The organism is Methanolobus sp. (assembly GCF_016278365.1).
Classification (GTDB): Archaea; Halobacteriota; Methanosarcinia; order Methanosarcinales; family Methanosarcinaceae; genus Methanolobus.
Genome location: NZ_JADQBZ010000005.1, coordinates 1 through 25,816, shown reverse-complemented (window position 1 = coordinate 25,816; position 25,816 = coordinate 1). Strand labels below are relative to the sequence as shown.

The 25,816-nt window shown below is 47.3% G+C and carries 24 protein-coding genes; 11 read left to right on the top strand and 13 right to left on the bottom strand.

Annotated elements, in window-relative coordinates; genetic code table 11:
* The first annotated feature begins 95 nt into the window (after positions 1-95).
* A complete protein-coding gene (locus tag QZZ22_RS05175) occupies positions 96-581 on the top strand; it encodes a hypothetical protein (protein ID WP_292463206.1) in 486 nt (161 codons plus the stop codon).
* A gap of 21 nt (positions 582-602) precedes the next feature.
* Positions 603-1,985, top strand: a complete 1,383-nt coding sequence (locus tag QZZ22_RS05170; protein WP_292463205.1) for a DHH family phosphoesterase — start codon at positions 603-605, stop codon at positions 1,983-1,985.
* Positions 1,986-2,032: 47 nt separating this feature from the next.
* Here the strand turns inward: QZZ22_RS05170 and QZZ22_RS05165 are convergent, their stop codons facing one another.
* The 4 genes from QZZ22_RS05165 to QZZ22_RS05150 all read right to left on the bottom strand — a co-directional run bounded on the left by QZZ22_RS05165 (position 2,033) and on the right by QZZ22_RS05150 (position 6,212).
* Positions 2,033-2,785: a DUF128 domain-containing protein gene (locus tag QZZ22_RS05165; protein WP_292463204.1), complete on the bottom strand. Its 753-nt coding sequence runs from the start codon at positions 2,783-2,785 to the stop codon at positions 2,033-2,035.
* Positions 2,786-2,842: 57 nt separating this feature from the next.
* Positions 2,843-3,577: a glucose-6-phosphate isomerase family protein gene (locus QZZ22_RS05160; RefSeq protein ID WP_292463203.1), complete on the bottom strand. Its 735-nt coding sequence runs from the start codon at positions 3,575-3,577 to the stop codon at positions 2,843-2,845.
* Between the two features lie 75 nt (positions 3,578-3,652).
* Positions 3,653-5,455 carry an excinuclease ABC subunit UvrC gene (uvrC, locus tag QZZ22_RS05155; RefSeq protein WP_292463202.1) on the bottom strand — a complete coding sequence of 601 codons (1,803 nt, stop codon included), beginning with the start codon at positions 5,453-5,455 and terminating at the stop codon, positions 3,653-3,655.
* Position 5,456: 1 nt separating this feature from the next.
* Positions 5,457-6,212, bottom strand: coding sequence for a ribonuclease H-like domain-containing protein (locus tag QZZ22_RS05150; RefSeq protein ID WP_292463201.1), 756 nt, complete (start codon positions 6,210-6,212; stop codon positions 5,457-5,459).
* 148 nt (positions 6,213-6,360) lie between these two features.
* On the opposite strand from QZZ22_RS05150, the gene mdh reads away from it, so the two are divergent.
* The 6 genes from mdh (at position 6,361) to QZZ22_RS05120 (ending at position 11,995) form a co-directional block, all read left to right on the top strand.
* Entirely contained in the window at positions 6,361-7,275 is a 915-nt protein-coding gene (gene mdh, locus QZZ22_RS05145) for a malate dehydrogenase (protein ID WP_292463200.1), read from the top strand.
* 105 nt (positions 7,276-7,380) lie between these two features.
* Positions 7,381-7,650, top strand: a complete 270-nt coding sequence (locus QZZ22_RS05140; protein ID WP_292463199.1) for a PRC-barrel domain-containing protein — start codon at positions 7,381-7,383, stop codon at positions 7,648-7,650.
* A complete protein-coding gene (locus QZZ22_RS05135; RefSeq protein ID WP_342765079.1) occupies positions 7,607-8,383 on the top strand; it encodes a tRNA(His) guanylyltransferase Thg1 family protein in 777 nt (258 codons plus the stop codon). The genes QZZ22_RS05140 and QZZ22_RS05135 overlap by 44 nt, the downstream gene beginning before the upstream one ends.
* Positions 8,384-8,461: 78 nt before the next feature.
* The gene (locus QZZ22_RS05130) at positions 8,462-9,412 is read left to right on the top strand and encodes a tyrosine--tRNA ligase (protein WP_292463198.1); all 951 of its coding nucleotides are present in this window, start codon (positions 8,462-8,464) and stop codon (positions 9,410-9,412) included.
* Positions 9,413-9,503: 91 nt separating this feature from the next.
* Positions 9,504-10,637 carry a hypothetical protein gene (locus QZZ22_RS05125; protein WP_292463197.1) on the top strand — a complete coding sequence of 378 codons (1,134 nt, stop codon included), beginning with the start codon at positions 9,504-9,506 and terminating at the stop codon, positions 10,635-10,637.
* Between the two features lie 62 nt (positions 10,638-10,699).
* Positions 10,700-11,995, top strand: a complete 1,296-nt coding sequence (locus QZZ22_RS05120; RefSeq protein ID WP_292463196.1) for a methanogenesis marker 16 metalloprotein — start codon at positions 10,700-10,702, stop codon at positions 11,993-11,995.
* Here QZZ22_RS05120 and comE read toward each other — a convergent pair.
* The 9 genes from comE to QZZ22_RS05075 all read right to left on the bottom strand — a co-directional run bounded on the left by comE (position 11,964) and on the right by QZZ22_RS05075 (position 21,274).
* On the bottom strand, positions 11,964-12,527 hold the full coding sequence (gene comE / locus QZZ22_RS05115; protein ID WP_292463195.1) for a sulfopyruvate decarboxylase subunit beta: 564 nt from the start codon (positions 12,525-12,527) through the stop codon (positions 11,964-11,966). The two genes, QZZ22_RS05120 and comE, sit on opposite strands and share 32 nt — an antisense overlap.
* 7 nt (positions 12,528-12,534) lie before the next feature.
* Positions 12,535-13,053, bottom strand: a complete 519-nt coding sequence (gene comD, locus QZZ22_RS05110; protein WP_292463194.1) for a sulfopyruvate decarboxylase subunit alpha — start codon at positions 13,051-13,053, stop codon at positions 12,535-12,537.
* Positions 13,047-13,679, bottom strand: coding sequence for a (Fe-S)-binding protein (locus QZZ22_RS05105; RefSeq protein WP_292463193.1), 633 nt, complete (start codon positions 13,677-13,679; stop codon positions 13,047-13,049). Before QZZ22_RS05105 ends, comD begins: the two co-directional genes overlap by 7 nt.
* A 3-nt stretch (positions 13,680-13,682) precedes the next feature.
* Entirely contained in the window at positions 13,683-14,381 is a 699-nt protein-coding gene (locus tag QZZ22_RS05100) for a GTP-binding protein (RefSeq protein ID WP_292463192.1), read from the bottom strand.
* Complete coding sequence (locus QZZ22_RS05095; RefSeq protein WP_292463191.1) at positions 14,378-15,142, bottom strand: ATP-binding cassette domain-containing protein; 765 nt, start codon at positions 15,140-15,142, stop codon at positions 14,378-14,380. The genes QZZ22_RS05100 and QZZ22_RS05095 overlap by 4 nt, the downstream gene beginning before the upstream one ends.
* Positions 15,139-16,395: a cysteate synthase gene (locus QZZ22_RS05090; RefSeq protein ID WP_292463190.1), complete on the bottom strand. Its 1,257-nt coding sequence runs from the start codon at positions 16,393-16,395 to the stop codon at positions 15,139-15,141. The genes QZZ22_RS05095 and QZZ22_RS05090 overlap by 4 nt, the downstream gene beginning before the upstream one ends.
* Before the next feature lie 210 nt (positions 16,396-16,605).
* Positions 16,606-17,337, bottom strand: coding sequence for a hypothetical protein (locus QZZ22_RS05085; RefSeq protein ID WP_292463189.1), 732 nt, complete (start codon positions 17,335-17,337; stop codon positions 16,606-16,608).
* A 17-nt stretch (positions 17,338-17,354) separates the two neighbouring features.
* Positions 17,355-18,026 (bottom strand): HAD family phosphatase, encoded by a 672-nt coding sequence (locus tag QZZ22_RS05080; protein ID WP_292463188.1) that lies wholly within the window; start codon positions 18,024-18,026, stop codon positions 17,355-17,357.
* 53 nt (positions 18,027-18,079) lie between these two features.
* A complete protein-coding gene (locus QZZ22_RS05075; RefSeq protein ID WP_292463187.1) occupies positions 18,080-21,274 on the bottom strand; it encodes a tetratricopeptide repeat protein in 3,195 nt (1,064 codons plus the stop codon).
* Positions 21,275-21,524: 250 nt separating this feature from the next.
* Here QZZ22_RS05075 and QZZ22_RS05070 point away from each other — a divergent pair, with 250 nt between their 5' ends.
* From QZZ22_RS05070 to QZZ22_RS05060, 3 genes are all read left to right on the top strand, one after another.
* Positions 21,525-22,187, top strand: a complete 663-nt coding sequence (locus QZZ22_RS05070; protein ID WP_292463185.1) for a phosphoribosyltransferase — start codon at positions 21,525-21,527, stop codon at positions 22,185-22,187.
* 2 nt (positions 22,188-22,189) lie between these two features.
* Complete coding sequence (locus QZZ22_RS05065; RefSeq protein ID WP_292463184.1) at positions 22,190-22,846, top strand: alpha/beta family hydrolase; 657 nt, start codon at positions 22,190-22,192, stop codon at positions 22,844-22,846.
* 248 nt (positions 22,847-23,094) lie between these two features.
* Entirely contained in the window at positions 23,095-25,746 is a 2,652-nt protein-coding gene (locus QZZ22_RS05060; RefSeq protein ID WP_292463183.1) for a tetratricopeptide repeat protein, read from the top strand.
* The last annotated feature ends 70 nt before the right edge of the window (positions 25,747-25,816 follow it).

Here is a 25,816-nt window from a genome sequence, read left to right as displayed (position 1 = left end):
CGGGATAATTGAAGCATAAACTACATCAAGTTAACGCAGGGACACAGTATTTTTAAGATATAAGGATTATCTTATCCCTAAAAAGCAGGTTTTGTATGACAGAGTTCGAAAGAGTACTTGTCCAATCATTCAATAAATATTTTGAAGAAAAAAATATTAAAGGCATCGCTCACCGCCTGAAACAGCACAGATTCACTGCGCAGTTCCTTGATGTGCTTGTAGATTCACTCAATCCGGACTACTACCTGGGCATAGAGTGCAAGAGTATCTCTGTCGATAAAGGGGCAAAAGCGCTGTATTTCACTCAGCACTTCACTACAGACAAGAACGGTTCACACCAGATAGACAGGATATCAGATTTCCTGAAACGCTCCGGAAGAACAGGATTTCTTGCTGTGGAACTGAAAATGGGGGTCGGACATTCAAGGGAAGCTTATATTCTTCCCTGGGACGTGCTTGATGCCAGGTTCCACCAGGACGATATGACCAAATTCACAATAGAAGAGATCCAGGAGTTCTGCAGGATGGAAAGAGCAGGAAACAAATACGTTATTGACCCACATGGATGGAAGAGGAATTAAAGGGCAATATGATGAGGAAAAATGTCAGAAACCATGATACAAATGGCTCAGCGTGCCAGAAAGTGCGCAGAGGAGATAAAGAAGTACAAGGAAGTACAATTGGTGTCACATATAGATGCCGATGGGATAAGTTCTGCGGCCATCATTGCCAGATCGATGGAGAGAGCGGGTATCGAGTACGAGATGCTCTTTGTGAAACAGCTTGATGAGGAGATTGTCAGGGAGCTTGCAAACGAGAACCCCGAACTTGTGATATTTACAGACCTTGGCAGCGGGCAGATAGAACATATTAACAATTACGGACTGCATGCAGTAATTGCTGACCATCATCGTCCGCAGGGAGACCTGGAAATGCACCTCAACCCTCATCTTTTCGGGGCCAATGGTTCCTTTGAGATCAGCGGTTCAGGAACTGCATTCCTGCTTGCGGAAGAGCTGGGAAGTAACAGGGATCTTGCAGACCTTGCCATCGTAGGGTGCATTGGAGATATGCAATACCGCAAATATGGCAAACTCGTAAGTCTCAACCGGGAGATACTTGACAACAATCCGGACACAATAGCAGCAAAGACAGATATATCCCTCTTCGGTAAGCAGACAAGGCCTGTTTACAAAATGCTGCAGTACTCTTCAGATCCTTACCTGCCAGGGCTTACAGGCAATGAAGATGCTTGCATAGATTTTCTCCGGAAGATAGGATTTCGCTGTGCGGAAGATGAACGATGGCGCAGGTGGATAGACCTTACAGAAGAAGAGAAAATAAAGGTGACTTCTTCCCTTCTGCAATATTCTGTGCAGAACGGTCTTTCATCATACAGTCTCAACCGCCTGGTGAGCGAGTGCTACATACTCCTCCGGGAGAAGGAAGGGACAGAGATGAGAGATGCCAGCGAGTATGCCACTCTCCTCAATGCCACAGGCCGATATATGAAAGCAGATATCGGAATGGCTGTCTGCATGGGGGACAGGGAAGAAGCATATGAGGATTCTAAGAGACTCCTGGGCGAGCACCGTAAGAACCTTGTGGAAGGGCTTAACTTTGTCAGGGAAAAAGGAGTAACCCAGTTATCGAATCTCCAATACTTCGATGCAGGCGGTTCCATACCGGAAACTATTGTGGGAATCGTTGCAGGCATGAGCCATGCATCCAGCAACCGGCATCTCCCCATTGTAGCATTTGCCGACAAGGAAGATGGCCATAAGGTATCTGCACGAGGCACACAGGAACTGGTAAACAAAGGGCTCAATCTTTCAGAAGCTATCAGCCAGGTGTGCCAGGTGGTCGGAGGCGCCGGGGGAGGACATGATATTGCTGCGGGTGCAACAGTGCCCTATGGTAAAAAAGAGGAATTCATTGAGAGGCTGAATGAGCTCATAGCCAGACAGATAGCAGGTCGCACCTGATATTTCCAAGGCGCATTGGAAAAATATACATTGCATCGCTTAGATGCTTACAGTTCCCTTATATGTTTCATTTCACTGAAGCTCATCAGAGTGGACATTGCATTGGTCCTGATGGGAATACCGTGCTCCTGGACAATAGCCATGGGATTCGTGCCCCCTATGACCACGATTCCCAGATGGTCCCTTTCCACAGGTATATCCAGTATCCTCGTATTGGGCTCGCCCACCTCAAGTATGCCTGTTATGCCTGCCTCGACCATATCGGAAAGAGTGCTGTCGATGATGTCCCGTGCAATCATGGGGGCTTCCCTTAAGTTCGCAAGTATCTTGCCCGTCCCGGTCCTGAGCATTTCCATGACAGATGTGAGTTCCTGTGACATCAGTACTTCCAGAGGGTCTATTGTAGTGCTTTGATAGGTGAGCACATTGGTAAAGCGTACAGGCAGGCCTTCCCTGATCTCCACCAGACCGCCAAATTTAGGTTTTATCATCACACCGGATTTAAGGAGGATGCCGTCGATAGTTATACTGCATACCGTTGCAAAACCGACTTCGTTCTTCCCTATGATTATGTTCCCTATAGCATCTCCTTCACGGAAGACCTTTATCATAGGGCTCACCGTGAGGCCGCTATTCATCGCCATACTGAATATCTTGATAACATCATCATAATCTTTGCTGCTGATAAGGGAAAGATTAATTATCACATCCCCCTGACGGGTCCTGGGGTCAAATGTAGTCCTGAACATCAGGTCCTCTATCTTGGCAGAAGTAAACTGGATACGACTATTTTTTTGCAATGACACACCTCTAACCGTTCTAATAGCTTGGACCATTTATATGTTCGCACAGAAAAGTTACTTTCCTGCAATAGCTTTCTCAAATACCGACGAGTAATCCTGCGGATTTCCCAGGAATCCCAGTCGGGATATATCATTTACAAGTTCATACATATCTTTCCCTGCAAAAAGTCCCAGTTCCGGATAATCCCTGACATCCATGAACCGAATGGGCGGAACATCCTTGTATTGAGAGTTCTTGACGAATCCTTCCACAAGCAGGTAATAAGCCCCTCCTGAAAGTTCCTTGATAGTCCCATATATAGAGGAAAAATCCCTGTACACCCAATTTGCCATCTTCAGGATCTCACCTGTAGCGTTGATGGTTATATGCCCGTATCCCGGAGGTATGAGCACACAATCTCCCTTCTTTGCGTTGTAGACCATTACATCAGTTATCATGTCACCTTCCTGCTTCTGCAGCAGGTAAGTAGCTTTACCCTCAAGCACCTGGTAAACTTCAGTGTATGAAAGCTCAGTTCCCGGAACATGGGGATGATAATGACCGGCGGTCTTTATATATTCCCTTCCCAGCATCCGGGGAGGTATTATCGTGATATCATATCTTAGGTTGTGCCTGCTTATGAGCTCATGCTCGGAGTTGTTCCTGTAAAGGTTCCTGTACATGTAGTACAACTCCATATTTTCAGCGGACATGAGCCATTCCCTGTCAAAGAGAACCTCGGACATATCGTAAAGCATCCTGACATCAGGAGTCCTGATGTTGCCATAAAAATCAAGTTCATTTCCCATTTTCAACTCACCCTTAAAACACTAACTCAGATTAACTTTCAAACTTCCTATAAGAAGGTAGGGACACAAGATATTTTAATTTTGGGTCTTAAGATATGCATGAATAGACTCTGCAATCTTCTTGTTTATCCCTTTGACCTCTGTCAGGGCCTGGACGGATGCAGACCTTATGTTATCCACCGAACCAAAGTGTTCGAGCAATAGTTTCTTTTTACCGGGACCGATTCCAGGTATTGCATCGATCTCGGAATGAGTCAGTGTCGCGGATCTCCTGCGACGATGGGATGTGACAGCAAAACGATGGGCTTCATCCCTGATATGCATCAAGAGCTTGAGCGCGGAAGAGGTCTTGGGAAGGATGATCACTTCCTCAGGACCTTTCCTGGGAGTTATGATATGCTCAAAGCGTTTTGCAAGTCCTATAATAGAAATATCAAGCCCTAGGGAATCCAGAGAAGACTTTGCCGCACTTACCTGACCCGGCCCCCCGTCTATAAGAACAAGGTCCGGCAGAGGTGCATTTTCCTTTATCAGGCGTGTGTACCTGCGGGCAACCACCTCGGCCATCATTGCAAAATCATCTATTCCCTTTACTGTCCTGATATTATGCTGGCGGTATTTGCTGTTTGAAGGCAGGCCATTCTCAAATACCACCATCGATCCCACTGCATTGGTACCTGAGATATTGGATATGTCAAAGCCCTCTATATGCTGAGGCAGTTTCTCAAGCGACAGCACTTCCTGAAGCTCTTTAAGCGCAGCCTGTGCAGCAACAGACGGACTGGGTCTCAGCTCAGCCACCCTCATAGCCATTTCCGCATTACGGACAGCCATTTCAAGCATCTTCTTCTTATCACCTTTTTGGGGCACATGCAATTTGACTTCCCTGCCGGACCTGCCGCTAAGCCATGTCATGATAAGTTCTTTCTCAGGCACCTCATATTGTACAAGTATCTCAGGAGGGATGGGAGAGTCCTGATAATACTGTTTGATAAATGTGGCAAGGGCTTCGGGTATCTCTTTGGAGCCTTCAGCCCCGACAAGAGAGAAATCGGCCTTCCCTACCATGCTTCCATGCCTTATGTAGAATATCTGGAGGAATACCACGGTCTCGTCAGATACCGCTGCAATGACATCCCTGTCGTCTGTGCCCGAGGTTGCTATCTGTTGCTGGCTGAGGCATCTCACTCCCTCTATCTGGTCACGCACCTCTGCAGCGGATTCATAATCCTGTTGCTGTGCAAGCAGATGCATTCTCTCTTCCAGTTGTCTCAGCAGGCCGGAGGTATCACCTTTCAAAAAGCGCACAGCCTCCATGATACGTGCCCTGTACTCACTCTCTTCCATTGCGCCCCTGCACGGAGCAGTACATAACTTTATGTGGTAGTTGAGGCAGGGTCTTGTCCTTCCTGCCACGATGGGTTTTCGGCATTTGCGCAACTGGAATATTCTCGATATAAGTTCCAGAGTACTGCGAATAGCCCTGGAATTAGTGTAAGGGCCAAAATAGAGAGCATTATCCATCAACCTTCTGCGTGTAAGGAATATGCGCGGATATTTTTCATTTACAGTGACTTTGACATAAGGATAACGTTTGTCATCTTTCAGCCGCACGTTATAGCGAGGCTTGTACTTTTTGATAAGGTTGGCCTCAAGTACAAGAGCATCTATTTCAGTAGCTGTCAGTATGAACTCGATGTCCTCTATATGCCTGACAAGCACCTTTGTCTTGGGCGTATGACCGGCAGATGATTGGAAATAAGAACGCACTCTTCTGGAAAGGGATTTCGCCTTTCCGACATAGATGATATCCCCGGATACATCTTTCATGAGATATACACCGGGAGAATCAGGTATCTTGCTTAGATCAGGAACCATATCATCTGCATTCTGCAAACTTGTTATCAATAAATCTTGGAAGGGTCATCTGCATTATCGTTTCGAGGTTGACTATATCGGCTCTGTTATACTCAAGGAGTAGTTCAAGTGCCTCCTCATCACCTCTTTCGTATTGATGCCACAGGCGCACTGCGTCAAAACCGGAGATTCCCGCAACATCCTCGCTTCTGGTGATGCCAAGTTCCACTTCGATCTTTTTAAGGCCGCCTGTAAGAGATACGCGCCTCAGAGGATACATCAGGTCTGCATGAAGTTTATTCAGGTCAACCTGAGGGAACTCGCGCTTGATAAATGGAAGATCGAACCTTGCACCATTGAAGGTTACAAGGAAATCGTATTTCTCAAACTCCTCCACTATGTCGTCCATATCTATGCCCCGGACAAACGTCTTTGCCTCTTTTCCATCATATATACCGATGACTGTTATGTGCGAATGACAGGGTGAAAGACCTGTGGTCTCAATGTCAACATAAGCCACTTTATCACCTAGCTCAGGGAAAGCCCGCCAGTGTTCCGCACTTGGGAGTGATCTTGCAAAGAACTCACAGTCACGGGACATCAACCGTTCGCGGGATTCCTCTATTCCGGGAATAATAAGCTCCATCTTGGAACGTGGTATGTGAAGGTCGCTCTTTTTATCCAGGAACTCATCCCAGGTCCTGATGCCACTTGACCATATCTTTTTCTCCACCGTGGTCCCTACCCGGGGAATATGAATGTATGTACTGGTAAGCATTTGTTTCACTTAACCTGTTAGGTCTGATATATGATAAATCATAACGTTCCACCGGGAAATTTACAAATACGATCATTCTTTATATAATGCACCCCGGCCATGGATAAAGGCTTAAGGGTATGACTTGATAATTAAACAGGGATAATTTATGAAAGTCTCAATAATTGGAGCCGGAAATGTGGGAGCCACGACAGCGCAGCGTCTTGCAGAACTTGATATTGCGGATGTCATGATGCTGGATGTAGTGGAAGGCCTGGCACAGGGCAAAGCACTGGATATCGCCCAGGCAGCACCTGTCATGGGATATAATGTGGATGTTGCAGGCACTAATGATTACAGGGACATCAGTAGTTCTGACATTGTTATTGTAACTGCGGGTATCGCCCGAAAACCCGGGATGGACAGGGATGACCTGCTTGCAACGAACATAAAGATAACCAGGGAAGTTTGCAGCCATATACAGGAGCAGACACCCGATGCTATCATCATGACAGTTACAAACCCCCTTGATGTGACAACATATGCGGCTGTAAAGTGCATGCAGCAGGAAAGGGGAAGAGTTTTCGGAATGAGCGGACTCCTGGACTCCAGCCGGTTTGCGACCTTCATCGCAAAAGAGATCGGATGCAACGTGAGGGATGTCAATGCGATGGTCCTTGGAGGTCATGGAGATTCAATGATACCCTTGCCGGAGTATACTACCGTTTCAGGAATACCGCTAACCAAAATGATGGAAAAAGAAACTATTGACCGCTTGGTACAAAGGACGGTCAATGCCGGGGCGGAGATAGTAGGTTACCTGAAGACAGGCAGTGCATTCTATGCACCATCTGCAGCGATTGCGATAATGACCGAAGCAATTCTCAAGGATACAAAGAAGATCGTACCGGCCTCCGTCTATCTTGATGGTGAGTACGGCCTCAGGGACATTTGTCTGGGAGTCCCCGTAAAGATAGGGAAAAATGGTGCGGAAGAAATCATCGAGCTTAAACTTACTAAGGAGCAGGAGCAGGCATTGAAGCAATCTGCAGAGGATGTGCACCAGAGCATATTAAAAATATAAATATGATGATGTCGGTATTAGGTATTAGCAAAAGCGGTAAATAAGGCACCGGCACTTACATACAAATATTGATATATAAGTAAAATCTAAGTAAGAAGGGATACCATGCGTGCAGACATAACCTCACTCTTCGGATTGAACATTTACACCGATACAGGCACATATGTAGGCAAGGTTGCCGATCTTGTGTTGGACATTGATGAAAGGACCGTAAAAGGAATAGCAGTTTCCTCCATAAACAAGGACATATTCGACGTCACTTCAAAAGGTGTCATAATACCCTACAGATGGGTAGTCACAACAGGCGACATAGTTCTTATCAGGAACATTGTTGACAGGTTCAGAAAGCCAGCCAAGCAAGAGCCTGAAGAATGAATTGCCTATGAAAAGGCGAGAGATCTACTCAGATCTTTACTGTGTACCGCCTGTTATTGTACGCGTTGATGGCCGCAACTTCAGGCATGTGCTGTCTCGCATGGGATTTGAAAAACCATATGATATGGTGTTCGCATCTGCAATGGCAGATGCTGTTGAGCTCTTTTTCAGGCATAGTGGCCTGAGTCCGGTGTTTGCTTACACATTTTCTGACGAGATTAGTCTATATTTCAATGAATTACCCTTTGACGGCAGGATAGAGAAACTTGATTCCGTGATAGCTTCATTCATCAGCAGTGCGCTTACATTACTCCTCAAGCCGGGAGAGCCCCTCTCCTTTGATTCAAGGATCATACCCGTAAATGAAAACCTCATTGGGGAATACCTGGTGTGGAGGCAGGCTGAAGCATGGCGTAACTGTATCAACTCCCATGCATATTATACACTCCTTAGAGAAGGAATAGACGAAAAAGGTGTTTCAGAACTTCTGAGAAGTAAAAAATCAGGCCAGATGCATGAACTGCTTTTTCAGCGGGGTATAAATATAGCGGCTGTGCCCTCCTGGCAGAGGCGTGGAATAATGGTACTCCGGGAGAAATACGAAGTTGAGGGCTTTAACCCATACATGCAGGAGGAAACGCTCGCCATTCGCACGCGGGTAAAACAGGACTGGGAGCTGCCACTTTTCAAATCTGAAGATGGATCGGATCTTATTGATGAACTGCTTGGCTGAAATGACCAGAACGGCCTGTAAGAAAAAGCATTTAAGGAGATAGGCAATTATACAGCACACGATTGCAACGGTGAACCTATGGACAGACTTGAACTTATAAAAAGGAACGTACAGGAAATAGTAACAGAAGAAGAGCTGACGAAACTCCTGGAAACAAAAGAGCATCCGACTGCTTATGTCGGGTACGAACCTAGCGGCAAGATCCATATGGGCCACGTGCTGACTGTCAACAAGCTCCTTGACCTGCAGAAAGCGGGCTTCAAGATAACCGTCTTGCTGGCAGATGTCCACGCATATCTTAACCAGAAGGGAACGCTTGAACAGGTTCGCGAGACCGCTGACTACAACAAGCGTTGTTTCATTGCCCTGGGGCTGGACCCTGAAGAGACGAACTTCGTCTACGGGTCAGATTACCAGCTCAAGCCGGATTACATGCTTAACGTTCTCAGACTTACACGCCTCACATCCCTGAACCGGGCCAGGAGGAGCATGGACGAGGTAGGGCGGCAGATGGATGACCCAAAGGTATCCCAGATGGTCTATCCCATCATGCAGGCAATAGATATTGCAATGTTGGGAGTGGATGTTGCTGTTGGTGGTATCGACCAGCGCAAGATCCACATGCTTGCAAGAGAGGGACTTCCTGCACTGGGTTTTAAAGCCCCGCTGTGCATACACACACCCATCATACTCGGATTCGACGGCAATAAGATGTCCTCATCAAATGACAATTTCATTTCTGTTGATGATTCCGAGGCAGAGATCAATGCCAAGATGAAAAAAGCATTCTGTCCAGCGGGAGAAGTTGAGAACAACCCTGTGCTGGAACTATTCAGGTATCATATTTCTCCGCGTTATGAAGAGATCGTGTTTGAGCGGCCTGAAAAATTCGGAGGGGACCTCAAGTGTAAAGGTTATGAGGGACTTCAGGAAATTTATGCAAGCGGCCAGCTTCACCCTATGGATCTGAAGAACGGCGCTGCACGCTATATGAACATGATATTGGAAAGCGTAAGATCCGTGATATAATCACGGAAACTACCAGACCCTTAAATCGAAATATATATAATCGAAATGAGGGCATAATACTAACAGAAGTATATTTCAAAAAGGGATTTGGATGAAATACACATTCCAGGACTCAACTGCATTACCATTGCAAAGGGATTTTATTCAGGACCTGAATGACTTTATAGGAACTGCCAAGAAAGTCATTCCCCTGGAAAATTCTGCCATTGAGCTTAGCGAAGATGAATCCGAGGAGATATCCTCCCTCGAATCAAGGATAATGGAGCTGGATAAATTCAGTAAGGATGTCCAGGCTTATGTAGATCACCTTTCCAGGGATGCAAGGGAAAAAGAAATACTGGAATGCCGTAACGCTGTTATGGATGCCTGTATCACTAGCTCCACAAAAGGGCTCAAGAGTCTCAACCAAAGACTGGACATTATAAGGAACGATTCTGAAAGCGGATTGTATAAACTGGAGAAAGAGATCCTTGCCACTCTGAATCCTCTTTTCAGATCAGGCATATACGGGACAACTAACCAGTATCATGTTTCCATGAAGGAAGGTGTCCTCAGTGGCACAATGAAAGCCGTTTTCTCTGGTATGGAATATACATCCGAATTAACTTATTCCCATGAGACACTTACCATCAAAGAAGCATATGGAGACCTGTTCCTGCCTACATGGACAAAATCCGGCCTGATCCACAAGGAAAACAAGGTCAAGATGATCGATGTATCCGAATATCTTATCGCCTCTGTGAATTATGACGGCGTTGACTATATCGATGCTACATTCGAGACAAAGAAGAAAGAACATCAGTTCAGGATCAGCTGCAATGCAGGTAACTGCCAGATCAACTTAGGCGAAACAGATATAACAGCTGATGAGACCCTCATAAAGTCAGTTAAGCTGGAAAGTATCGAGGACCTTATGAGCGAACTGCGTAAATATGTAGAATTGTTCATACGATCACAGACCCTTACCCAGGTAATGCTTGACGGAAGAGATGCTGTTCGCAATAATGAGATTTTCGACTGCCTCAAGCTGATAGCTCAGCAGTATGGGGAAATTGTCAGGGAATCCTTCGAGCGCGGTTATGTCAAGAACGAGATTACCATCAAGGTAGAATCTTCCGATGGCACACGTACCGAGAAATACATAACCAAGCAAGAGGCCTTTGACAGGCTTTCCGAGATCGGAAGCGAAGGGCTTGAGCTGGCAAGTATCCTCGGTCTGGACTGATAGCAAAACTTAAATTAAATACCGTTACCTATCTTCTTTTAGAACATCCGGTGAGTGGATACATGGGTAATATCGTGGAGCGTTCAATTGAAGATATTAAAAGGAAGATCAGCAGTAACGATGCAGTAGTGATGACCTCGCAGGAGATCTGCGAACTTGTGGACAAAGGGGAGAATATCACCATAAGAGATGTTGATGTGGTGACCACCGCTACACGAGCGGTAATGAGCGGGACCTATGCCGTGTTTTCCTTCCCGGTAGAATCTCCTTTTCCCTTCAAGAGAGCGTCAAAGGTTTTCCTTAACGGAGTAACCGCACATGTAGGACCCTGTCCGAACGAAAGCCTCAGCATGCTCGATCTGGTGGTTTTCGGAACAGCACATTCACACACGATTCCCGGATACGGCGCAGGCCATCTTTTCCGGGAGATGGCAGAGAAGAAGCCAATAGATGTTGCAGTAACCACTGAAGGAAACGAGACTTTCCACACAAAAATCACACTGGATGGGATACCACATGCAAAACTGTTTGCCACCAGGCACACATTCAAGAACTATGCCGCATTCGTTAACTGTTCCGGGGAACCTGTAGGCACGATATTCCACGCCACGGAACTCGAGCCCGATATGAAGACTGCGACATTTTCAGGATGCGGCCAGATCAATCCTCTGAAGAATGACCCGCAGCTTGAAACAATCGGAATAGGCACACGGATGCTCATGAACGGTGCACAGGGTTTTGTCATCGGAGAAGGGACACGCAGCAGTCCGGCAAGGCCAAACCTCACCGGATTTGCAGATATGCACGATATGGACCCCTCACTCATGGGAGGGTTCTCCACTTCTGCCGGGCCCGAGTGCATAGTCTCATGGGCGATACCTATCCCCGTTGTCAGCCAGTCAGTGCTTGATGCTATCATTGTGACAGATACGGATGTACCGATGCCCGTAATGGACGTGGACAGGCGCGTGACGATTGGCAGTACCAGTTATGCAGACGGCTGGAGGGGCACCGACATCTCCGTGGAGTTCAGGCCTTCATCATGTATCCAATGCGAAGAATGCAGTGCTGCAGAGTGCTGCCCTATGGATGCGATACATTACAATAATGACAGGCCGGTCATGAACATGAAACAGTGTTTCAACTGTGGCCTGTGTACTACCCAATGTCCCGGAAATGTATTCCGCGCAGAGCTTGGGAGCATCAGGTTCGAGATGGAAGGCAGGATACACGAGGTTCCAATAGTGCTGAGGCAGTCTGACCGGAAAAGAGCGTTGGAGCTTGAGGAAAAGCTCAAAAGAATGATACTTGAAGGCTCTTTTAGGATTAGTCAGATGGTTGATACGATCCGGCCATGAACCTGCGCATTATATCTCCCGGACACATGCTGATATTTGGAACATCTGCATTCCCGGGATCCACTTTCACAACGACAATACCGTGATCATTACCCTGCAGGATATGTTTCAGTTTCTCATGACTGTCGGTCCGGCAGACCCTGCTATTGCCGGCTCCCTTTGCAATCTCTGCCAGATCAGCTCCTTTTGATGTTGCTGTAGGCTGATCGCCTGTGGAACCGTAAGAGCCGTTATCAATTATGACAAGAAGATAATTTTCCGGGGCCTGTGTGGCTATGGTTGCCAGGCTCCCAAGATTCATGAGTACAGAGCCGTCGCCATCAATGGCTATGATCATCCTCCGGGGAAGGGAAAGTGCAAGGCCAAGACCGATGGACGAGGCCAGGCCCATGGAACCGAGCATGTAGAAATTGCCAGGAGTATCGCATACGCTGTAGAGTTCCTTGCAGGGTATACCGATATTACATACAAGGAGAGCATCATCTTGCCCTGCTTTTCGGGCTATGTCCCTGATAGCGTCGATACGTTGCATACTTATATTACCTCCAGAAAGGGATTGGCAAAAGCACTGCAGAAGGTCTCCTTCCCTCAAGTGCGGTTTTCCAGGCTACCTGTATCTTCTCTATTGCATCAGCCTTTGAATCCGGAATAAAATAAGGGATTTCGAGTATTTCCAGCAACTGCGTAGTCAGCTCCCCCATGGGCACCTGGGCACATATAGGCTCACCTTCAACCCCGCGGTGGCTTATTATCATTACAAGAGGAATGCCGTACAATTGATTCAAAGAGGCAAGCGCATTGACAGAATTCCCAAGCCCCGAGTTTTGCATCAGCATGGCAGGCCTTTTGCCTCCCATATAGGCGCCTGCACATACTCCGACACCCTCTTCCTCCCTGGTCACAGGCACATGGATGATATCAGGGTCCCGATCCACCATTGGGATAACTTCCTTCAGGTTAAGGCAGGGCACACTGACTACAAAGTCAATGCCTGCTCTCTTCATACCCTGGTACACAGCCTCCGGAGAGGTTACATCCACCGGCAAAGGTTTCACCATACCTTCAGGTCTATACCCTCTATACGTATATCCTTACCCTCTACACCCACGACCATGCCGGAGTGGACTTTCTGCATCATACAGTATTCCGGGATGAATTTGACTGTCTGGCCGACCTTTGGAAGCTGCCCTCTGGAAATTTTGCCCTCAAAGGCAAGTATCATGCAAAGACCAAGATCCTTGAACTTGAAGTCCTCCCTGCCCAAACGGTGCAAGGGGCCCACAAGGTGTATAGTGTATATGCCAGGATCTATATCGATCACTTTTGCAAAATGAGTGACTGGACAGGCAAGTGGCCTGTATCTGATGAAATCACCGACCTGTACCTCAACTGAGCCATCAAAGGGATGGATGAACTCCCTGCAGGAGCATTCGTCCCTGAGAGGAGCCAGCATGAAATCCGCTTCAAGCCCGTCGATAATGCCTATTATCTTTTCTTCCTGAGATGTGTCGATACCTACAAGAGCCGTCAGTTTTTCGAGATTTTCCCGGAAAGTATCCCTCTCGAGGAAAGGACATCGCTGGAGATCCTCCGAGCTTTTCAGCTGCGCAGCAAAATCCCTGCACTGCCTGAAGCCACAACTTCCGCAATTATACCCAGGCAGGAGTGACAGGATATCGGTCAATGTTCACTCACCCCTGTACTCCATGAAACCATCAAGCTGTCTCAGCACTCCCATGTGATGCTTGCGCGCCACACGGGTCTCTCCTGTACACAGCGAGCATATGGCAAGCGGCGGATTGTATCGCAACACCATGTTGTCACACACATCCGGACCTTCGGTGACCATTTCAGCAAGTTCGAAAGCCCCTTTTCCGGTAAGGCCGTTCGCCTCAACTATGATACACCCAGGATTGACATCAAGCACCCTCTCCCTGAATACCTCCCTCTCAGCCTGGGAAACCAGGTCGCCTTTTGTCATAACGACTATATCCGCAGTTGTGAGCAGGGGGCCTACTTTCAGGGGCGTGTTAGGTCCGGTTGTGACATCGATTACGCAAATGGCCAGGCATTCGTCCGGGTATGGCGCACATCGAAGGCACAGTCCTGCAGTCTCGTTCAAAACGATGTCAGCGCCATTTGATGCCCCCCAATCCAGCATTGCATCGGTGTTATAGATAGTGAAATGATCGGGGCACATGTCCTTTGCAAGACCCACATGTACCGGGATGCCAAGCTTGCTGAAGCGCTGATCGTCATCTGTCCACAGGCAATCGACCTTAACGACAGCCGGTTTCTTTCCGCTTTTAATAAGCGACCTGATGGTATGGAGCAGCACGGAGGTTTTACCTGAACCGGGAGTACCCGCAAGTACCACCAGCTTCATGCCAGCTCCTCTACGATCTCTCCCCTGCGAATGGTATCCCTCAGGGACATGAGCCAGTTGTCCACCTGAGTGATCCTGCCACACACATCCTGCTCCTCCCTGCTGGTAGTGATAATGTCCATCATTGCACCGTTGCGGATAACTATCCTGCGGGATGCCATCAGTGCCAGGACAGGATCATGAGTGACTACAACAACGATCTTCCCCTCACCCGAAAGCAGCCGGAGAGCCTCTTGTTTCTTAATACCTGCATTCTCGATCTCGTCTATCAGGACTACAGGAGAATCACTTATGACCGCAATGTCTGCTGTCATCAGGGACCGTGACTGGCCTCCGCTGAGAACTGTCAGGTAATGGTCAGGGGATATCGGCTCTCCTGTCAGTGTGTTGGCAAGTTCGATGACCCTGTCTACGAGCTCAGGCCCCTTACCCCTGCTGCGCGCATGCATGTGAAGGAAATCCACAACTGTCATGTCTGCCAGGAAATGCATCTTCTGGGACAACTGTGCCACAAGTTTTTTCCGCGGGTCTACACGGATACCAGCATCCGGTCTTTTACCGTTGATAAGTATGGACCTGCCGGTAGGCGTGTCTCCCTGGGCAAGCTGTTCTATATCATCTATGAGGGTGCTCTTGCCCGAACCGGTTGGCCCCACAATTCCTATGATCTCGCCTTTGCTTACTTCCAGGAATTTCACAGGTTCCGGTACCCCGTCCTTATCGACACCGCCAAGTATTGTTAGAGTCAGTTCTTCATTCATTTATATACACCAAACACATTTTGTACCATAGTTACAATCATATCCTCTGCATTGGGGTCCTTTGCAGATACCTTTACAGATGGCTCAATTATCTTTACGGGATAGTCCTGCATCAGCCTCTTCTGACCGCCGCCGGTTATGTTCAGGACTATCCGGTCGTCGGGCTGGACATTGCCTTCCTGTACTGCTTTCACCAGCGCTGCAACAGCCACCGCAGCAGCAGGATTTATGTCTATGCCTTCTTCTTTTTCAAATACTGACTGTGATTCAGCCGCTTCCTTATTCCTTATTGCATATACAGTTCCGCCTGTAGCTTCGAGCGCGTCCCTGACGCCCCCTTTTATCGCATACGGGGGTTTCCGGTTGAACAGCACGTCATCATACATCCCCCCGGGGCATTCTGGTGCAACAGCATCAGTTCCATACTTAAGAGAGTACAGCGGAGCACAGGGGAGGCTCTGTGCCAGATGAAGCCGCGGGAGCTTTGAGCCGAATCTGCCATCCTCTATCAGCCGCATGGATGCCTCCCATGCAGATATTCCGCCTGTACCGCTTCCCACCGCCTGGAAATAATGGTCGGGAAGTGAACCTGCCGTGAGGACGGCATCAAGCATAACAGTCCCCATGCCATCCCTCCTGGCGACGTTCCTGGCCCCGCCTTCATTTACAAACCCTTCTCTTGAGGCAATCTTGCCTGCAAGGGAAATAGCATCAAAGTAATCACCTTCCACTGTAGCCAGGAAGACCGCGGAGGTGTCTTCATGAGTCGTCCATAACCTGTGTGAGCTCTCCTGCGGAACAACCAGAAGCAAAGGCTGGCCGGTGATGCTGCACACATGGGAAAAGGCTCTTGCGGTGTTGCCTGCAGATGCAACCACCATTATCCTTACCTCATCCTGTTCCTTCAGTCGCTGCATGGTCGGGAATGATTCCAGGTCCTTGAATGTGCAGGTCATCATCCTGGCATCTCTTTGAGGCCAGTAACCATTGAAGGCGATCCACAGGTCATTAAGCCCCAATTCCGAGGCAAGCTTTTCACTTTTGTAAGTGACAGTCTTTCCCGAACCTTCTTCGATGATGCCTTGTACAGGCAGCCATTCCTTATACCGCCATATACCGGGCATGTCCGCAGGATGAAGCTGCCTGGCTGAATACTCGACACGCAGGAGAGCGTCGTCACCATTCCTGCAGTTCAGTGAATATGGTTCATGGGCCTCTCCACAGTGCAAGCATCTGACAGTGTACTTATTCATTAACTCAAAGTGGACAAAAATAAGTTATAAAACTATCCCTGATTTGAGCATATTTTACCTTAATAGGACAAATATAGAAGAGATATATGCCTGCATAGGACATATAATGAGGAGATGTAAATAGATGGTGTTACCTGCAAATCCAAAAAGATGAACGGGAATCAGGAAATGAAAAAGAGAAGGAAAGAGAATGTTTCCTGTTAAAGTAACTTATTCTTTCTCTGCATCATCCATTGTCAGATGGTAAGCCTCCTTCCCTGCAACTTGTCCCATCCTGTAAAAGTTACGGACATCCGGGCCGAAACTATCAATCAGGCTACTGATGCGCATGAAGCTCTCAGAAAGCTTCTTATCACGGTCTTCATTCGGACTGTCCTGCTGCATTTTAGAAAGATGCTCACTCATCAGGCCATCAAGCATGCCCTTGAAATGCCATTGCGGAGCTTCCCGGGGGGTTATATTGATGGAGCTCTGGTATGCTTTCATAGCTAGTTCATGCTTTTTTAGGCCAAGGAGAGCTATGATCTCCCCTGATACCGCTTCAAGGTCACCCGGATCTTTTTCCAGCAAGACCTTAAATGCATCAACAGCTTCCGGGAACTTTCTTTGCTTGTTAAGTAGCATGCCCCGGTATCTTTTCAGCCGGATGTCCTCCGGGAACTTTTCCTCTGCTTCTCCCAGGAGTTTAACTGCCTCATCATCCCTATCCACCATGCTAAGGACCATTGTACTCATTACGAGCCTTTCCATTTCATCTTCTATCTGCATGAGGAAAGCCTCTGCAAAACCTATGCCGCGTTCGGTCTGCCCAAGTGCGTCATAGATAACGACAATCTGGAACAGGTTGTCCATGCCGGGATTTTTGCTGAAATCCTGTTTCAGGTTTTTCAGGTCTTCCTGAAGTTGTTCTCTTGGATCTGTGTTATCTGCCGTATTGTCCATAGTTACATATTAGGAAATTACGCTTTAAAACCTTCCGAAAGATGGTCTGGCACCATCCGCAACAGGTAGTCGGAGAGAGATGAATGGTTGTCCAGAACAATATCAGCCTTTGATAACTTATCGGCAGCAACGTAAGTTGGAACACCCACGCAAAAAAGCCCCGCACTCTTTGCAGCCTCAACTCCCATAGGAGCATTCTCGATGACGATGCATTCTTCCTTCAGGACACTAAGCATTTCCACAGCTTTCAGGTATGGATCAGGAAAGGGTTTTCCTCGCTGCACATCATCCCCGCATACGACCACATCGAATGTGCCCGGAAAGAACTCATCCAGTAATCGCATGACTGTTACTCTCTCGGAGCCTGTCACAACGGCAAGATCGAACAACTTGCCGAGTTTTTCAAGGCAACCGTGGATTCCTTCAAAAGGCCTCACCTGAGCCATGCTGGAAAATATCTCCACTTTTCTGGCAAGAATTGGGCCGTAATGCTCGGGAGCCAGATCCCGTCCAGCTTTCTGGAAAAGCCACTGCAGACCCAGTACGTGATTAGCTCCTTCTATCTCGTAGATATCATCCCTGCTGACATGAACTCCCCATTCACGGGAAACCTGTATCCATGCATCGGCATGGGACTGCATAGAGTCCAGCAGCACGCCATCCATATCAAAAATAAGGGATTTTAGCATGGTAAGAAAAGGAGGATATGCACGATAAAGTTTGTGATATCCACCCCTGCAACTTACTTCTCACTCACCTGGATATACTCGGTGGTGCCATTGTACCATCTTACCGGCAGCTCATAGTCAAGTGTGTCACTATAGGCTGTCGGCAGGAAGAAAGCTGTGCCCCGGTCCTGCAAAGAGGCAACAAACTCAGGATCTATGAGCCCTATCACTTCGTGTAACTGAGCGCCTTCCGAGGACTTACCCAGACGATACAGGGCAAATTCCTTGTTGTACATAGCTGAGACGGAAGCGGGATCCAATTCCAGTACCCTGTCATAACTCACAATTGCACCTTCCGTATCTCCCCGGACATTCTGGACAAATCCCTTGTTGTACCATGCAGTTATACAGGCAGGATCCAGCTCCAGTGCCTTGTCGTAATAATATACAGCACCTTTTGGACTACTGAGCATATAAGCCAGCATACCTCTGTGATACCAGGCAGATGGATTCCCCGGATCAATTGATATTGACTTGTCAAACATATCTGCTGCTGTTGCAGGGTCATCCATGAGATAGTAGGCAAATCCCTTCTGGTTCCATGCCCGGGTATTCTCAGGCTCAAGTTCAAGTATCCGATCGTATGTCCCAATAGCCATTGAGTACTGGCCGGCTTTCTCGTAGGTTGCTCCCATGGTGAAAAGTACCCCAGTGTCATCCGGATGTATCTCAAGTATAAGTTCATGGTAGCGGATAGCTTTGTCATAGTTGCCCATCTGCGCGGAGGACATACTCTGGTACATAAGTACAGTCACATTTGAATTATCATGCTCCAGAACCTTATCAAAGGATTTCAGTGAATCATCATACCTGTAGGCCTGGTACTGCGCTAGTCCCAGCTTATACAATACTTCGGTGTTCTGAGGATCTTCTGCGAGCATGGCATCATAACATTCTATGGCGTAAGAATACAGTGAAAGGCTCTCACTGACAGATGCCTTATAGGATAGAGCTTCCTGGTTGCCAGGTTCCTGTTGCAGCACTCTCTCAAAATATTCAAGTGCGGTCCATTCATCCATATTCCTATAATGTGAGATCCCTGTTCTTAAAAGGGCTTCAGGATCATTAGGCTGTGCCAGAAGAGCCTTTTCATGAAGTCCAAGTGCTTCCTCATGCATACCTAACAGGTCGAAAGAGAAGCCTTTGCCGGACCATGCAGCAGTTGAATCACTGTTTAACATCAATGCCTTATCATAGCAGGCCATGGCATCTTCGGGCATGTTCATGCCATTGAGAGCATCGCCTTTGCTAACCCATAGCTGATCAAGGTTTACGGGCATGCCAAGCATCTCAGAAATACCAGCCGCTTTCCTTGCACTGTATGCGGGTGCAGGTGAAAAGCTGTTGTACAGGACAAAAGCATTAGGTAACAGCATGTCATTAGCTGCGTTCCCTGCCAGCCTGCTATTGTTCGTAACGGTCATCGACCCTATGAGAGTGTTTGAAGTACCGTTCTGTCTCTGCATTCCGGCATTCATCTTCTCTGTCGCATCAGGATGTGAGGGCTGCAGCTCAAGCACCTGTTCATAGCAAACGATAGCTTCCTCATATCTCCCCAGACTGTCAAGAGAACTGCCTTTTTTAAACCAGGCATCTACGAAGCCGGGTTCAAGTTCGAGAACCCCATCATAATACTCAATCGCATCGCTGTGTTTTCCGAGCCGTGAGAGATCTGCAGCACTTGCATACCACGCAGCTGCAAAATACGGGTCCAGACTGAGAGCACTTGAATAAGATTTCAGCGCCATACTGCTTTTTCCAAGCCGGTCATAGTCCTGACCTAGCTCATACCATACCCGGGGATAGGATGAATCAATTTTGAGGGCATGAGAATAGCAATCAATGGCTTTCTCGTATTGTTGCAAACTGTCCAGCGCAACAGCCTTCTTATACCACACGACGGCAAAACCTTTTTCTTGGGCCAGCACCCGGTCATAGGCGTCGACAGCCTCCTTGTGCCTGTCAAGCCTGTCATAGGCCAGTCCTTTATTATACCATATCCCGGCGGTATCCGATGTGAACGCAGGTTGTTCATCATAGGAAGCCATCATATCGACATCTGATGCGAATATATCCGATGCAGTAACCTCGTTTGAAACTGAAGGCCTGCGCTGGTTCTGAAGCTGAAGGGCCATATCATATGCCAGTATAGCTTCATCGTACATACCCAGGGAATCCAGCAGGAAGCCTTTCTTTGACCAGATCTCCTTATTGGAGGGGTCATAGGTAAGAATCTGCTCATATGCCCTTAAAGCATACTCGTAATTTCCTTGTCCTTCATAGTTGCGCCCCAGGCCATACCAGGCTTCTGAACTGGAAGGGTTAGCCAAAAGCAGAAGATTATAATCCTCTATTGCTGATCCGATATCACCTGCTTTCTCCCATGCCTTTGCTCTCTCTAAAAGAGCGTCCTCATATGAAGGATCAAGCTCTATCGCCTGACTGTAGCAACCAATAGCATCTCCGGGATTCCCCATTGCATCAAGTGCAAGTCCTTTTTCATACCATACTACGGCATTGTAAGGTTCGATTAAGAGGACAGTGTCTAACAGTTGAACAGCCTTGTCATTCTCTCCGGAGCTATAAGACCGGAGGGCCTTTTTATGCAATGAATCTGCATAGAACGATGTGAGTGCAGTGGCATTCTCATAGCACACCAAAGCTTCTTCGTATCTGCCAGCCTTCTCAAGTGCTTTGCCCTTGTGATACAATATGGTAGCGGCCCGTGAGTCAAACTCCGTCAATTGTGATATATCGTTTCCCTGTGACAGCATAATGCTACCGATGTCAAAGCCATTATCGTAATCAGAACCGCTTTTTGTAAGCATGTTCAGGGATGTGTCATAGGAACTTATAGCATCCTCATAATTCCCTGTCGCAGAAAGGATAAGTCCCTTCTTGAAATGTGCAGTAGGAGAGCCTGGATATCTGTTAAGCAGAACTTTGTTTACGTCATAAGCTTCCTGATACTGCCCTGAGAGGAACAGAGTTGAGACCTTATTATCCAGTGTTTCGGTATTTGAGGAGTCAAGAGCAAGGGCCTTGTTATAATATTCAAGTGCCTGGTCGTAAGTTCCATCTTTTGTGAGAGCAACAGCATGTGAATTGAAATCCTTTGCGTCAGTAGCGGCACTGACAGCCAGAGGGCTAAAAAGAGATGTTGCAATAAGCATGAATATAAAAGGAAGCACATATCTTTTCGTTTTCATGGGAATCATTTTTTAGCGGGATGTAGTTACTCGAGGATAGATTTGAAGATATATACCGATAACGAATGTTAGTTAATTAATTATCATCCTTATCAAATATAAGTATTCTACTGTAATCCCAGCTACAGGAAACACAATACAGCTACTGATTATCCTTCCCAGGAGATTCGAGTGACATTGGTACTTGCAGTACTCTCATGCGCATAAGTAAAATAGTAATTAAGGACATTATAAAACAGGGGAAGGAACAATGAGTTTATTCAGTGACAGAATTGATGCAGGTCAAAAGCTTGCAGAGAGGCTTTCCAAGTATTCAGGGAATAGGGACCTGCTTGTGCTTGCACTGCCAAGAGGAGGAGTGCCGGTAGCTTTTGAGGTTGCAAAGAAACTGGGAGCACAGCTTGATGTCTTCATTGTCAGGAAACTGGGAGTTCCGGGACATGAGGAATTTGCGATGGGAGCCATTGCCAGTGGAGGCATCCGTGTGCTGAATATGGATGTGGTCAGATCATTGGGAATTTCCGATGATACAATCGCTGCTGTCGCTGCTGCGGAGCAGGTGGAACTGGAGAGAAGAGAACAGTTATATCGTAAAGGAAAAGAGGAGCCGCGCATAGAAGGCAGGACAGTTATCCTGGTAGACGACGGATTAGCTACAGGTGCTACTATGAATGCGACAGTAAAAGCTGTGAGGACCCAGAAACCTGCACATCTGATAGTGGCAGTTCCCACTGCTGCAAAAGATACATGCGAAGGTTTTGAAGAAGAAGTTGATGAAGCAATATGCCTGACAACCCCTGAACCTTTCTATGGAGTGGGTGCCTGGTATGTGGATTTTTCTCAGACTAGTGACAAAGAGGTTTGCAACTTACTTGAGGAAGCTGCAGGAATGAATCGAAAGGATGAGGATTAGAGATGAAGGTGCCAATGCTTGAAGAGCCTGTCAACATCCCGATGGGTCCGATCACTCTTGAAGGAGATTTGAGCATACCTGAAGGTGCGACAGGCATTGTGGTGTTCGCTCACGGCAGCGGTAGTAGCAGGCACAGCCCGAGGAACAGGTTTGTCGCACAACACCTCCAGGGAAGAGGACTTGCAACATTGCTGTTTGACCTGCTGACTCCGGAGGAAGAGGAGATGGACGCAGTGACCGCACATCTTCGCTTTGATATAGAAATGCTTGCCACCCGTCTTGTCGCGGCCACGGCCTGGCTGTTACAACAGCCGGCTACGAAAGATCTCCAGATAGGTTACTTTGGAGCTAGTACAGGCGCCGCTGCAGCTCTTATAGCTGCTGCCCGCAAGCCTGAAGCTGTCATGAGCGTGGTTTCCAGGGGAGGCAGGCCAGACCTTGCAAAGGAGTCCCTGGCAAATGTAAAAGCTCCCACGCTGCTCATTGTGGGAGGCAGGGACACGCCTGTCATAGAGATGAACAGGTGGGCTCTGGACAGGTTGAACGTACAAAAGGAAATGAAAATAGTTCCGGGGGCAACACACCTGTTCGAGGAACCGGGCAAACTGGAAGAAGTTGCCGCAATCGCAGGAGAATGGTTCACAGAGAGCTTGAAGTGAACATAGATGAAATGATCGATAGAAGATAGAACTCCACAGGACAGGATGCGTGACCCATCCTTCCCAAAAGCTGTTTTTGCTTATACCTGCCCCATAGGTGCATTTTTAAATAATGTAATGCAACTAGCAACATTCCGGCAGAAAAATATAATACTATGTTAACTGTTGCTTTGGATTATAGAATCAATTGACTAGCAATCAGTACCAACCCTCACTATCATAACTGACTATCCAGAGAAATACCACCTATGTCCACACGATCAAGAGATATAGCAGTCAGACACCTGAACAAAGGGGTGTCCCTCATAGAGAAAGGGCTATATGCAGATGCGCTTCATGCCCTGGAGCTGGCAGAATACAATGTAATAGAGGCTGAATCGCCCGATATCCATGCCACTGTATTGCAGACATACGCAGATCTTTTGCTTTCCACAGGTCATGAGGATGATGCTTTTGAAAGATACAGGAGTGCTGTCGATATCAGCAATGAACTTTCGGACAAGGGCTATGTGAACAATGAACAGAGGGCAGGTATTTTCAGTAATCTGGCCGGTATCCTGGAAAATAAGGGATACAGCGAAGAGGCGAGAAAAAATTATGATATATCTATACATGCTTATGATAAACTTCTGGGAAGTGACAGTAACAACATGACTTACAGGTCAAATGCTGCTTCAACGCTGAATAACCTTGGTGCCCTGCTGGCAGAAGAGGGGGAAGAGGAAGCTGCACAAAAAAGCTTTGAAAAGGCTTTACGCATACTCAGGGAAAGCCCGGAGGAAGCTATGAGGGCTACAACCATGCAATTCAAGATGGCAACTATCCTTGAAAATCTTCTCAACCTCGAAACAGACAGCTCATCGGGGAATCTTTCGGAGGAGAAGTACCGGCAACTAGTGGATACCTACCGCAAAATTATCGAAATGGATCCCACAGCACTTTATGTCGAGAGGCTCGCCTTTGCCCTGAAGGGCTATGCAGATATGCTTATGTCTGCCGGTAAAACCAGTGATGCAGAAGCCCTGTACGGGGAGGCACAGTCAATAGAGGAACGCCTTGCTGCAGAAAGGAATGATGGTGGCTCAACTAGCACTGCAGGGACACCATCAGAAGATATAAATCAAGAACAAAATCAAGAACCTTTTGCAGAATCAAATGATCTGGAAAGTGGAAGAGAGAAGCTCATCAATTCTTTGCAGTCCCTCCGGGAGTTACTTGAAAAAGACCCTGAGAATCAGGAATACCGCTCAGGGATCATCTCTGCGCTCAGAGAACTTAATGAGATGATAGACCCGGAAGAGAGCTCACAGGAAAAACTGCGGGACCATGAACTAATACTCACAACATGCGAGCTGCTACAGGACATCGATCCTTCCAACATGTCCTATCGGCTGAATGTTGCTTTTGCTCTGGACATCCGTGGAACGATCTTTGAGGAACTTCATGAAGAAAGCGTGGCTCTGCAGGACCTTGTCCGGGCTTCTGACATTGCACTGGAAGCTCTTGAGGCGGAAGCATCGGATGAGATGTTCCAGTCGGGCGCCATATCCATCGTCGATCACCTGCACAAGCTCACAGACAGGATACATGACAGTACGGAAAAGATCAGAGCCTGCAGTGCAACACTTGACAAGCTTACAAGACTTGGGGAGATCATGCCAGATGATGCCGGAATTAAAAAGGATATTGCAGGCTTGCAGAGTGAGACCGGAAAACTTATGCTGGACATGGGAATGCACACGGAAGCTGCGGAACATTTTGAGAAGGCTTCTGCAATGTATGGGTCATTGCTATCCATAGAAAGTAGCAACGAAGAATACAGTGAAAAGCTTGTTTCTGCTCTTGAATCTTTCGGCAGTGTCCTGATAGGGCTGAAAGAAAATGACAAAGCTCTTGATATATATTTCAAGCTCTGTGATCTGGAGCCTTCTGTTAAAAGTCATAGAGATGAAATTGACAGCATCCTCCTGAACATGGAGAGAACTCCCCTTGATGCCGGCAACAGGGGGACGCTGATCGCTGAATATGAGAAGATACTTGCAATGCGTGAAAAACTACTTGCCATAGAACCAGATAACCTGCGATACTTCCAGAACATACGAAGCCTCAGGGAAGAGATAGCAAATCTGATGATCGATGAAGGTCAGGTCGCAGAAGGGATGGAAATCTATCTGAAACTTCTTTTGGGGGAAGGTAAGAATTCACAATATCGCTTAAAAGTCGCGCGCATGCTGGAAAACTTGAAGATATCCGTTCCGGAGATTGAGGATTTTGAGCAGAGGATCAAAGGATACGACATGTTGCTCAGGTTGTATGAAAAACTTGCAGAAATGGATCCCGGCAATGCATACATTGGGAAAGACAGCGCTATGATACTAGAAAATATGGCGCTCCTGCTTGATGAGAACGGGTACATGGACGAGGCGAAGAAGTACTATGAAAGCGCACTGTCCTCCTATGGAGAACTGGCTGCAGAGGACACTTCGAATATTTTCTACCTGGAAAGGACAGCATCTATAAGATGCAAACTAGGAGCCTTACTGACGGACATGGGACATGTGGAAGAGGCAAGAGGGTTGTTTGAAGCATCTTTTATGGAATACCAGACACTTCTCGGAGAGGACAGCCACAATATAGGATATCATCAGAACGTAGCGTATATACTTAACAACCTGGGGTATTTCTTACTTGAAGAAGGAGAGCTGGAGAGGGCAAAACCCTTGTATGAGAATGCGCTCAAAAGATATGCCATGATCCTTGAAGAGGAGCCTGATAACCTCTCATACAGGGAAAGTGCAGCATGTACCCTGAACAATCTTGGTTACATACTTGAAAACATCGGAAAAGAAGAGGATGCACTCTGGATGTACGAAAAAGCAAGGGAACTGAGTGGTAATTGAGATTACCACCCTGTATTTCCCCGAAACGGAGGGACTGACTATAATCGCAATGTTGACAATAACCCCGGCA